Here is a 12,121-nt window from a genome sequence, read left to right on the forward strand (position 1 = left end):
TCTCAGCTTGGGAATACTCTAATCAGAGGTTTCCGCTATGTATCGCTGATTTATGACTTACTCGTCACCACAACGGCGTAGTACCGCTCTCTCCACTAGAACAGAATTTTCGCCCTTCGGCAATAAGCTTGTACAATCTGGCTTTGTTAATAGCGACCAGATGAGACAAGCCCTGATTGAAAGCCGCAAGTCAGGCAGACCTTTGACCGAAGTACTCGAATCAATATCGGGGCGACAATTATCACCAGAGTTACTTAGACAGTACAAGAAGCAGCAGTTATTTGAACTTAAAATACTTTACGGTGTTGAATTCCTCGATCCGGAAATTAGCCCAGTAGGCAACACAACGGTAGCCAATCTAATTGATACGCTAATCCCAGTAGATATATGCCGTCGTCACCGCCTAGTACCACTGACAAAACATGAAGACCAAAACCCACCCTCAGTTTTGGTGGCGATGGTCGATCCAGATAATCTAGAAGCTTCGGATGACCTGAATCGCATCTTGCGCCCCCAAGGCTTGGCATTGCAGCGTATGGTAATTACTCAGGAAGATTACCAGCAGCTGATCAACTCATACTTGGATGATTTGGCTGTTCGCCAAAAGCATATAGAACAAGAAAAATTTACTGATATCAATCAAGATTTAGAAAATCTAGAAAATCTCAACTTAGACGACGCCCCAGAAGAAGCTGAGGCTGACTTGGGGGCGGCGATGAAGGGTGCAGAAGATGCCCCTGTGATCAATCTGGTTAACAGAATCCTGGCAAAAGCACTGCATGAGAAGGTTTCTGATATTCATATCGAACCCCAAGAAGAAAACCTCCGCATTCGCTTTCGCAAGGATGGGGTGTTGCGTGAGGCTTTTGACCCTCTGCCGAAAAAAATCATTCCTGCCGTTACCGCTCGGTTTAAGATTATCGCCAACCTAGATATTGCTGAACGGCGTTTACCCCAAGATGGACGCATCAGACGGATGTTCGAGGGGCGTAAGGTGGACTTCCGCGTTAATACCTTGCCCAGTCGCTACGGGGAAAAGGTAGTACTGCGGATTTTGGATAACTCTGCAACCCAACTCGGTTTGGATAAGTTAATCACTGATCCAGAGACTTTGCAGATTGTCCAGGAAATGGTCAGTCGTCCTTTTGGTCTAATTTTGGTAACAGGGCCTACAGGTTCTGGTAAAACAACATCTCTGTATTCAGCACTGGCAGAAAGAAACGATCCTGGAATTAATATCAGTACTGTAGAAGATCCGATCGAGTACAGCTTACCGGGAATTACTCAAGTACAGGTAATTCGGGAAAAAGGGTTAGATTTTGCGACTGCTTTGCGGGCTTTCTTGCGGCAAGACCCAGATGTGCTGCTGGTAGGTGAGACACGAGACAAGGAAACGGCAAAAACAGCCATTGAAGCGGCATTAACAGGACATTTAGTCTTAACTACATTGCACACCAATGATGCGCCTGGTGCGATCGCTCGTTTGGGAGAAATGGGCATTGAACCTTTCATGATTTCTAGTTCACTGATCGGCGTTTTAGCACAGCGTTTGGTGCGGCGTGTATGTCCTGAGTGTCGTATTCCCTATACTCCCAGTGTGGAAGAACTTGCTCGTTATGGTTTGTCAGCTTCGCAAGAAGTAGGAGTAACTTTCTACAAAGCCAACACTCTCACTACAGAGCAAATTCAAGAAGCCAAAGGCGGCAAAGGTCATGTCTGTCCAACTTGTAATGGCGTGGGCTACAAAGGACGTTGCGGTGTTTATGAGGTAATGCGAATTAGCGAAAATCTGCAAACCCTCATTAATGAAGAAGCACCAACAGAACGCATCAAAGAGGTAGCAGTCGAAGAGGGCATGAAAACCTTGCTGTCGTACAGCTTGGACTTAGTGCGCCAAGGTTCAACCACCCTAGAAGAAGTAGAACGAGTCACCTTCACAGATACAGGTTTAGAAGCTGAGTTGAAAGCCAAACGCAAGAGTAGTCTTACTTGCCGGACTTGTAATGCTGGATTGCAACCTGAGTGGTTGGATTGTCCGTATTGTATGACGCCTCGTTTTCAAGATTAGTCATTAGTCAAGAGTCAAGGGTCAAGAGTCAAGAGTCAAGAGTCAAGAGTTAATGGTCATTTTGATTGGGCATCTTGATACTCCTTTCAAAAACGCAAGTTCTGGAGTTCTCCAGCTTTGAGCTTTTGGAATTGTAAGAGTGTATCGGGAAGGTTAGGAAACAGATAAAGCCCGGTTGATTCATCCTTGCTAATGGCGATCGTTCCGTTATGAATGCGATCGTAGATCCAGTGGGGTGAAAGTTCTAAAGACTGGGCAACTTGAGGAACCGTAAGATAACCCGAAATCTCGCGGGGATGAGACTGGCTACGGTTTTGAAAAATATGATGTTTAAGCCGGATAGTTTTGACTGTACTGGGCAGGAGAGTTTTGCATAGTGGCGATCGATAACCTTGTGCCGTCAGTTGTTGAGCGATAACTTGGTCATCAATACTTTGTTGGCTCAAACTAACAACCTGAGTTTCCAATTCCTGGGCATTGGTGAGTTCAGCCAATGAACCAACTGGGATTGGCAGGTCAACATTAGTAGTGTCACCACCTTTCCAAATAATCCGAGTGCGAACTGTATCACGTGCAACACGATGAATGACGACCTTATCAATGAGGCAGCGTAGCAGAGATTTTTTTTGCACTTGTGTCAAGGTGCCACTGTGCCAAAGTTCAGGGAGCCTTTGTCCAATGTTAATAAAAGCAGTTTTGAGTTCTTTTGGTAGGTGATCTACTGTTTGAGGCTGCTGACGTTGAGCATAGTTTTCTTGGGCAAGTTTTAGTTCGCGTAAAGCGTTTTCCCAACGCTGTTCTAGTTCGGCCGCTACCAATCGGTTATCCGGGTCAACCCGGTTAAACTGTCTTTCTGCTAGTGCTACTTGATACTGTAAACGTTGTATTTGTTGAGAGTGCGCTCGTTCCACTGTCTCTTGAGACTGCTGTTGGGTTTTGACAGCTTTGTGATAAGCATCTAGCTCTACAACTGACAAAGCTTCTAAAAAGGCATTGACTACGTACTCATCAATTGCATCAGCAGGAATATACTGACAAACAGGCACACGATACTGCTGCCGTAAGGAGTTACAAATATAGCGGGTTGCGCCTTTGTACTGGACAACCATCTTGTGACCACATTCACCACAGTAAACTATCCCATGCAGTAATGCTGCACCAGGGCGAGGGATACCACGAGTTTTATTGCGGTCATACTCAGCATAATTATCCATAAGCTGTGCCTGATTACGCTCGTAGGTTTGCCAACTGATGTAAGCTGGATATACGTCATTGACTCGGATTTTCCATTCGGCCATTGGCAATTGCTTTTGTTGTGGCTGATTTGAAACCAAACCACGTTTGAGAGTACGTGTACGTCCATATACAAATGCACCAGCGTAGGCAGGATTTTTCAGAATTGAGATGATACTTGCCACGCTAGGCTTGCGCCAGAAAATATCACCAAAGCGATTTCTCCGTGGAAGCAACAGCCCTTCACTGTTGAACGTCTGCAACACTTTGGAAGCTGACTTACGTTGCCCAAAAATCTCAAACACTAAGTTAATTCGGTTAATCACCTCACGATTTGGGTCTTTCTGCACCACTCCCAGTTCATCACGAACCAAACCCACAGGTAAGGTGAGTGCCAGTTCACCACGCCTGGCTTTGCTAAGAATCCCAGCACTTAAGCGGGAACGAATCGTATGCAACTCTACTTCGGAAATTTGTCCTTTGAGTCCCAACAATAATCGACCATTGGCACTACTTGGATCATAAACCCCATCTCTGTCAGCAATCAAACAACCTCTGTAACCACACAAGTCCAGCAAGGGATACCAATCTGAGCAATTACGTGACAGGCGAGTAACATCATAAGAGAGGATAATCCCTACTAATCCTAAAGTTACCTGGGCTAACAGTTCTTTAAAGCCTGGTCGCTGTTCTGCGCTGGCGGCGGTAATACCTAGATCAGTGTCAATTACCTCAATGTTATTATCCGACCAGCCCAGTTCTATAGCTCGCTGACGCAGAGCGTATTGCAGACGCAAACTCTCCTGATTGCTGATTAATTGATGTGGGGTAGACTGACGAATGTAGATTATCGCTTTGCGGTTCAGGTGTTGGAGTGTTACTAGCTCTGAGGTACTCATAAATTACCTCCTGGAAGACGGTTTGTAGTTCGTCTGTGATTACTTCTTGGAGTGCTGGGGTGAGGCGTTCCCAGATCTCACGGGGTGGGATTGACATAAAACCTCACATTGTTTGGCTAACGTGACTAACTCAGTCACACTCTCTAATGTGAGCTTAGTACGTAAATACTGTTTTGGGAGAGCTAATTGGGTTGCTGATAAAGGAATGCGTAAGCGCATATGACCTCGATAGGCTACTACCGCATGACCCTCACCACTTGGCGGGGTTGATATGGATATCACTGCAAACCTTCGCCCAAATAGTGGGTGCATCACATCAGTTACTTCTATGTCAGTTAAGTTTGCTGATGGGTTCTTGAGATGGGCATTAAGTAATGGTTTCGTTGAAAACAACTAACTACTAACCACTAACCACTAACAATCAACTAGCAACAATCAACAAATAAAAAAGGAAAAAAACTATGGAAATGATGATTGAAGATTTAATGGAGCAAATGATTGAAATGGGTGGCTCGGATATGCATTTATCCGCTGGTTTGCCTCCTTATTTCCGCATCAGTGGCAAACTCACTCCCATTGGCGATGAGCCTTTGTCTGGCGATCAGTGTCAAAGGTTGATTTTCAGTATGCTTAATAACTCCCAACGCAAAACATTAGAGCAGACTTGGGAGTTAGATTGTTCTTATGGTGTAAAGGGATTAGCACGTTTCCGCGTCAATGTTTACAAAGAACGCGGTACCTACGCTGCTTGCTTGCGGGCATTGAGTTCTAAAATTCCTAACTTTGAAAAATTAGGTCTGCCTGATGTAGTGCGAGAAATGTCAGAAAAGCCCCGAGGACTAATTTTAGTTACGGGCCCAACGGGTTCTGGTAAGACAACTACTCTAGCAGCCATGATTGATTTGATTAATCGCACCCGGGCAGAACATATTTTGACGGTAGAAGATCCAATAGAGTTTGTTTACGAACCAATAAAAAGTCTTATCCACCAAAGGCAATTAAGTGAAGATACCAAGAGCTTTGCCAATGCTTTGAAAGCTGCTTTGCGGGAAGATCCAGATATTATCTTGGTGGGTGAAATGCGAGACTTAGAAACAATTTCCTTAGCTATTTCCGCCGCAGAAACAGGACACCTAGTATTTGGTACTTTGCACACCAGTTCCGCAGCACAGACTGTTGACCGGATCATCGACGTTTTCCCCCATGAAAGACAAACCCAAGTGCGAGTGCAGTTGTCTAACTCGCTGGTAGCGGTATTTAGCCAAACCTTAGTTCCGAAAAAGAATCCCAAACCAGGTGAATTTGGTCGGGTGATGGCGCAGGAAATTATGGTAGTTACTCCGGCTATTTCTAACTTGATTCGTGAAGGCAAAACAGCACAAATTTACTCGGCTATTCAAACTGGCGGCAAATTAGGAATGCAAACTCTGGAGAAAGTTTTAGCTGATATGTATAAAGCAGGAACTATCTCTTTTGAAGCAGCAATGTCTAAGACTTCTAAGCCAGATGAAGTGCAGCGTCTCATCGGTGCTGCGCCACCACTTACCGCTACAAAACCCGGTGCTGGTGGAACTGTAAAAGCGCATTAAAAATGAGTTGTTTGTTGGTAGTTTGTTGTTGTTTGGATTTTGCTAGTAATGTCCAAATAACTAATAACCAACAACTAATCACTACTAATAGTAAACTTCTCCACTGATAGAGGAAATGCCTACATTCGTTGCCCGTGTTCGAGATTCACAAGGAAAATCAAGAACCGAAAAAATTATTGCAGAAAATTTAGCACAAGCCCGTACGAACCTCAGACAACAGGGTTTGGTTGTTCAAGAACTGAAAAAATTTCAAGGCTTTGATCTGAAAAAATTTCAGACATCATTAGTCAAGGTTTCTGTTAAAGATAAAGCAGTTTTTTCTCGTCAATTTGCTGCCTTGGTGAATGCAGGAGTAGCAATAGTCAGAAGCTTGGGGGTACTTTCCGAGCAGTGTAGTAATCCTAAATTAAAACAATCCCTTTTGGATATTAGTGGTGAAGTTCAAAATGGGGTAAACCTTTCAGATGCAATGCGTAAACATCCTGACTGCTTTGATGGGTTGTATGTCAGTATGGTTCAGGCTGGTGAAGTTGGTGGTGTTTTAGATGAAGTACTAAATCGCTTAGCCAAGTTATTAGAAGATGTTGCCCGATTACAAAACCAAATCAAATCAGCGATGGCTTATCCAGTTGCTGTCAGTATTATAGCGATCGCCATCTTTGTCGGTATGACGGTTTTTCTGATTCCCATCTTTGCCAAAATTTTTGAGGAATTAGGAACAGAATTACCACCCTTGACTCAATTCATGATGTTTTGTAGTGAAGTTTTACGAAGTTGGCGAATTTTTGTGTTTGTTGGATTTTTGATGGCAATAGCATTTGCTTACAAACAGTACTACAAAACTCGTGTTGGAAAGGAAACAATCGACCGTATTTCTCTAAAAATGCCGTTGTTTGGTGACTTAATTCAAAAGTCATCAGTTGCCCGTTTTAGCCGCACTTTTGGTGCTTTGACTCGTTCAGGTGTCCCAATTCTAACTTCCTTGGAAATTGTGCGGGATACTTCCGGAAATCAGGTAGTTGCCAATGCTATAGATGCAGCGCGTGCAGAAATTCAACAAGGAGGGATGATTAGTCTGGCTTTACAAAAAGAGAAGGTTTTTCCTCCTATGGCAATTCAGATGATTAGTATTGGGGAGGAAACTGGAGAATTAGATGGGATGTTAATGAAAGTTGCTGATTTTTATGAAGATGAAGTAGAACAGGCAGTCAAGGCACTAACTAGTGTTTTAGAGCCAATTATGATTGTGGTTTTAGGGGGAATGGTTGGTACTATTTTGATGTCGATGTATCTGCCTTTGTTCAAGGTATTTGAAAAGCTGGGCTAAGAGAAAATTAAGGATAAAGGATGAAAGATTAACATTATTTTTTTCATCCTTCATTTAAAAATCAAAATAATAATTTATATTTCATAATTTTAATCATGACCCTAAGAAAATCTCATTATGAAATGAGTTTAGCTGAGTACAGCAATAATATTGGTGCGATCGCCCTACTCAAGCAACATCGTCCATACTTAGAAATGATTCCCAGTCTGCGGCGTCCAGACGAAAGCATCATCACCATACCTTTGCCAATTGTGCGTTTGCGTGGGGAAGCAACAACCACGGGTAAGACAATTTCCCTACCGTGTGATGTGGCAATTCTGATGTGCGATCCGGAATGGAAAATCAAAACGGAAGCCGAAATTCTTGTCTTTATTCATCGTCCCCATGAAGATTTTTCAGATTTTTTAGGACGCTGGCGACAAACACAAGTTTGTCTGGACAAAGACTATGAGTGGTTAATGCCTCCTCGTTACAAGCATATTTTAAGCGAGGGAACAAATACCATATATCCTCTGTTTGTGGTTTTTCCAGAGACACTAGAAAGGATCAAGCGGGGTATATTAGGCGCTGATTTACCGTTTGTAGTTCAAACTCCAGAATTGATGTTGGATGAGGAAGAAGAGGGATTGGGGATTAGGGATTAGGGATCGGGGATCGGGTATTGGGGATTAAGCCGTGTTTTTAACTATCAATACTTAACAAGAGTGTATATAGATAAACAAAGTTCGCCTGTGTGGGCTATATAAAAATACGCTTGGTAATAAGCTCACAATCCTTTGTAGAGACGCGAAATTTCGCGTCTCTACAGACCAATTTTTTCTACCAAAAATCCTTAACTGAACCGTATTGGGCTATATAAAACTTTTATAATTTTTTAAGTTTAAAGCTATATTCAATACTTTTACGGGAACAATAAAACCATCGGAGACAAAGCATCAAGACTACATACCGATGGATAAAATTGAACAACTTTGCAAGACATCTGTTGAACAGTTGGTGAGAGAGATTGTTGCAGTTAATCATGCTTGGAAAGCTGCACGGGAATTATTTGGTGATGATTCTCCTCTCTCCACTTCAACACGAGATTTAAAAACTTGTTTGCAGGTGCGGTTACTAAGAGAACATGCTCCTAGCAAAGTTTATCTAGTCAACGATCCGGTTGAATCTAATCAAGTAGGTGAGGAAATTTACAGTTTGCAACTACGAGAGAAGGTAGGCGATCGCTTATATGCGGAACACCTCCCTGTTAGAGTAGCGAGAGAATTTCTCACTGAGAAAGAATTACGTAAATTTACCAAACAATCAATATAAATCAAAAGAGGTGCTATATGGATATCCGTAAAATTTGGGACATTATTTGGGATGACACTCCTTTTTACTATGCAACAGCTATTGTATTAATATTGGCAATTTTTGTTGAATTTTATAGTGTATTTGATTATTTGTCGAAGTTTCGTACAACTCAAACTGCTATTAAGATTTTGAATAAATGGCTAAAGCGTAAAAATTCAAATCCTCGAAGTGATAAAGTTCGTCGTTGTAAATGCTGTTGGACTAAATTCAAGTCAACGACTAATACAATTACAAGAAATTGCTCGTGAGATTGGGACACAAGTTAGAGGAGTGCAAAGTGAGTATAGGGAATTATCTAAAATTTTTGAAAATTCCTTAAAATCTTGGGCACAACATTTTGAAGATACGCACACTCATTTTTTCAAGGAAGCAGATACTGCAATAACTCAAGTTTGTCAAAACTTATATCATTCTGCTGATGTTCTAGTCAAAGCTACTGATAACCGTAACCACTTCAACGGAAATCATTAAAATGCAAAACTTTACATGGGATTCGGAATCAGGCAATACCGAAGATGATGATGCAAGTACATATCTTTCCATCGGTGATTTAATGTCCGGATTGTTAATGTTTTTTGTCCTGCTTTTTATCACTGCGTTAGCTCAAATTGACGAGCCTAAACGAGTAGTTATTGGTAATGTGATTGGAGAAATGAAAAGCAATAACATTAATGTCAAAGTTAACCCAGAAACTGGAGATATTAGCATTCAAGAATCAATTCTCTTTGCTCAAGGTAGCACAGAACTTAAGCCACAAGGAAAAGATTTTCTCCGAAGATTTATTCCTGTGTATAGTCGAGTTATTTTCTCTAAACAAGAAATAGAAAACGAAGTTTCTCGTGTTGTGATCGAAGGTCACACCAGTTCTGAAGGAGATGATAAAACCAATATGGAATTGAGTGTTCTTAGAGTTTCATCAGTATATAAATTCATATTTTATGATATGAATTTTACCACTAAATCATCTTTAAGTCACAAAATTTTAGCCGCAGGAAGAGGAGAAATTGAAGCTGATAAAACTCGCGATAACCCTGCTAACCGTAAAGTACTATTCCGTTTACAATTTCGTAGTGATGAATTAGTCAATAAATCATATATCAAAAAATATCAGGATAAAAATAAATGAATGATAATTTTCCTTCACCTCCTACTTATTCTCTATCTGTGTATCCCCAAGCAAAAAAATTACTCGAATTTACTACTCAATTACCCAAGATAGAGATTTCTGTACAGACTGTTGATGAAATATTGAAAAAAGTTCAAGAAGGAAAAGAAGAAAGCATTAGTCGACTAGAATGGATTTATTGCATTTACGGCAAATCAGAATGGGATAATAAAAATTCGTTAATTAGTAGAAAAACATCAGAGCTAATCTGGAAATACGCTGTTCATAATACATGGTTACAACGTCAATTATTGTGGCGTTTAGCTCTGTACTATAACGACCAAAATCAAAATCATCTAGCATCTTCTTTTGTAGAGTCTTTTCATGTATTTTTGAGTATTGAAGATGTCAAAGATATACTAACTGTAAAAATAATTCGGTCACTTAGTACTAATAATACAGGAAGAGAACTCAGTAAAATAGCTTGTGAACTCAATTTCACTCCCAGTGAATTAATTACAGAAATTAATGATGATTTACCAGTTTGGATTGCAGCATTTAAAAAGTTTATTGAAGAGATAGTTCCCTATTTTTGTTCTCTGACTTTTACAAATCAGCAACAGGTAAACTGGCTATTACGATGCTTAAATGAAATGTCATTGTCTGAGCATCAAGTAAACGCCGTGAACTATTTGTTAATTCACATATCTAAGGAAGTAGCGAGTAAGTATCCACCATTAGTTGCATGGGTTAAAGAAAATTATAGCAACGCTGAAAAAATCCATAGACTCTCAGAACAAGCAAGACAAAAACTCAGAGAGTGGATAGGAGTAATTAATTATGCTGATTTTAAAAAGTTAGTAAGTTTGATTTTGCAAAGACTTCAATTAGAGGACTTTGAGGTAAATCAACTATTACGCCGTAGTGAATTTTGGAAATTTTACAGCGATCGCTTTGAGCGTATTCGCATTTTACTTCCCCAAAAAACATTCAATACCATAGGAAGTCAGATCAAACGAGATGTTGATATCTTAAAAGATGACGGTAGCAACCCGACAGAGATTTGTATTTTCGATTTTGGTGAGTGGTTTGTGGTAGAGTTCTTTCGTGGAAGAGGTAGTGAAACTCGCTTATTTCCCAAGAACTTAAAAAATCAACAAATACTTTTCGGTCAACATCAACTATCTGTTAAGCAAATTCGTTGTCTTGGTGGTGATACACACGATCATGCTTATCTTTGGCAATACTATTGTTGTCAATGGCTAGCAAGCAGGAGAATTTATCCGAACCCAGGCACACAACCTTCCCAAACCCCTACAGAATATCAATTAACAGAGCGATGGAGCAAACTTCAGCGCTGGGAAAGCGATATCAAAAGGTTGGAGGAGGAAGCAAGACGCTACTGTAACTAAAGAACTCTAGAATGATAATAGTAATTTATTAAACAATTTTGAAGGTTTGTAGTGAGGGCTAAAGCCCTCAAATTTTTAAGCACTAAAGTGCTTACTACAAACCTATCTGACAAACTGGGGCATAATTTCAGCAGCAGTGAATATTCCGTGTATGCCGCGTTGATGTAAGGTTATGCCTGCTTTGAGATAGCCAAAGGCTGGGCCACAAACGTTTGCGGCCATGCTGGTTTCATCGCCTAATGTAAAGGTGTGGGTAGAAATCTTACCTTCAAAAGTGCGGCCTGTTACCTTGACGTTCGTACTAAGAGGTTTTTTGGGATTTCTCGTATCTACAACACCGCCAACAGTAACGCGATCGCGCGAACAAATTCCTGCTAACTCTAGCATCACGTCGTCAGCATGTTCCATATTTTCTAACGTCAGCACACCATTAGTTTTATCCAAGAGTGCTTCTACTTCTGCATCTGTCATTGCCCTGGCTGTTTCCACAGTGTAACCAGGCATGTGGGCAATATCTTCGCGGATGGTGGCGCGGTAAGCCTCCCAGTTAGCAATGCCTACCCCAAAGGTAATTTCTACTCGATGAATTTCAGCGTAGCTTTGGGCTGCCAGTGCTGCGGCTGCCGTTAATAGTCCTGGTGTTGCGCCGCATCCTGTCATGTAGGTAATGCCTGCGGCTTGCAATTCTTCTTTCAGTGTCAGTAGTTGTTCAACTGCGCTAGTACGCTTAATCGCATCTACCAATACCCCACGCCAGCCAGACTCGATAAATTGCTTGGCTACAGAGGCGATAAAATCATTGGGTAAGTTTGGTAAAGCCAGAAAATATCCATCTACAGGATGATCGTTTTCTATTAAATCCTTAATGCTACGGTTGGTTAATGTACCAAACGGTTCTAAATAACCAACTGAACCGTGAGATTGATATGTCGCAATGCACTCTTGGGCATTTAAACCCTCAGCGGCATAAGCATAACCTTTGTTATCTGCTGCCGCTACTAGAATCATTTCTCGTTTTGGGGCAAGTACTTTGGCTGCTGCCTGTCCTAATCCGCCAAAGCCCAGTACTCCGACACGTATCGTTGTTGGAAAATTAGTAGAACCCATTACTTGCTCTGCATCCATAATTAATTAG

At 41.3% G+C, this 12,121-nt stretch carries 10 protein-coding genes; 7 read left to right on the forward strand and 3 right to left on the reverse strand.

Annotated features, from left to right (window positions below; translation table 11 throughout):
• Positions 1-52: 52 nt before the first annotated feature.
• Positions 53-2,068 (forward strand): GspE/PulE family protein, encoded by a 2,016-nt coding sequence (locus tag FIS9605_RS0120675; RefSeq protein WP_026734292.1) that lies wholly within the window; start codon positions 53-55, stop codon positions 2,066-2,068.
• A gap of 86 nt (positions 2,069-2,154) precedes the next feature.
• Here FIS9605_RS0120675 and FIS9605_RS0120680 read toward each other — a convergent pair whose 3' ends face one another.
• Together FIS9605_RS0120680 and FIS9605_RS44230 are read right to left on the reverse strand one after the other, a co-directional pair.
• A complete protein-coding gene (locus FIS9605_RS0120680) occupies positions 2,155-4,200 on the reverse strand; it encodes a recombinase family protein (protein ID WP_026733148.1) in 2,046 nt (681 codons plus the stop codon).
• 39 nt (positions 4,201-4,239) lie between these two features.
• Entirely contained in the window at positions 4,240-4,593 is a 354-nt protein-coding gene (locus FIS9605_RS44230) for a hypothetical protein (protein WP_197036097.1), read from the reverse strand.
• A gap of 68 nt (positions 4,594-4,661) precedes the next feature.
• Here FIS9605_RS44230 and FIS9605_RS0120685 point away from each other — a divergent pair, with 68 nt between their 5' ends.
• The 6 genes from FIS9605_RS0120685 (at position 4,662) to FIS9605_RS0120715 (ending at position 10,986) form a co-directional block, all read left to right on the forward strand.
• The gene (locus tag FIS9605_RS0120685) at positions 4,662-5,789 is read left to right on the forward strand and encodes a type IV pilus twitching motility protein PilT (RefSeq protein ID WP_026734293.1); all 1,128 of its coding nucleotides are present in this window, start codon (positions 4,662-4,664) and stop codon (positions 5,787-5,789) included.
• 115 nt (positions 5,790-5,904) lie between these two features.
• On the forward strand, positions 5,905-7,116 hold the full coding sequence (locus tag FIS9605_RS0120690; protein WP_026734294.1) for a type II secretion system F family protein: 1,212 nt from the start codon (positions 5,905-5,907) through the stop codon (positions 7,114-7,116).
• Positions 7,117-7,211: 95 nt separating this feature from the next.
• A complete protein-coding gene (locus FIS9605_RS0120695; protein WP_026734295.1) occupies positions 7,212-7,760 on the forward strand; it encodes a hypothetical protein in 549 nt (182 codons plus the stop codon).
• Between the two features lie 307 nt (positions 7,761-8,067).
• Positions 8,068-8,427, forward strand: coding sequence for a hypothetical protein (locus FIS9605_RS0120700; RefSeq protein WP_026734296.1), 360 nt, complete (start codon positions 8,068-8,070; stop codon positions 8,425-8,427).
• 514 nt (positions 8,428-8,941) lie between these two features.
• The gene (locus FIS9605_RS0120710) at positions 8,942-9,595 is read left to right on the forward strand and encodes an OmpA/MotB family protein (protein WP_026734298.1); all 654 of its coding nucleotides are present in this window, start codon (positions 8,942-8,944) and stop codon (positions 9,593-9,595) included.
• The gene (locus FIS9605_RS0120715) at positions 9,592-10,986 is read left to right on the forward strand and encodes an EH signature domain-containing protein (RefSeq protein WP_026734299.1); all 1,395 of its coding nucleotides are present in this window, start codon (positions 9,592-9,594) and stop codon (positions 10,984-10,986) included. The genes FIS9605_RS0120710 and FIS9605_RS0120715 overlap by 4 nt, the downstream gene beginning before the upstream one ends.
• Before the next feature lie 102 nt (positions 10,987-11,088).
• Here the strand turns inward: FIS9605_RS0120715 and bioU are convergent, their stop codons facing one another.
• Entirely contained in the window at positions 11,089-12,111 is a 1,023-nt protein-coding gene (bioU, locus tag FIS9605_RS0120720) for a (S)-8-amino-7-oxononanoate synthase BioU (RefSeq protein WP_026734300.1), read from the reverse strand.
• Positions 12,112-12,121: the final 10 nt, after the last annotated feature.

Origin of the sequence: Fischerella sp. PCC 9605 (genome assembly GCF_000517105.1) — a bacterium.
Taxonomy (GTDB): domain Bacteria; phylum Cyanobacteriota; class Cyanobacteriia; order Cyanobacteriales; family Nostocaceae; genus PCC9605.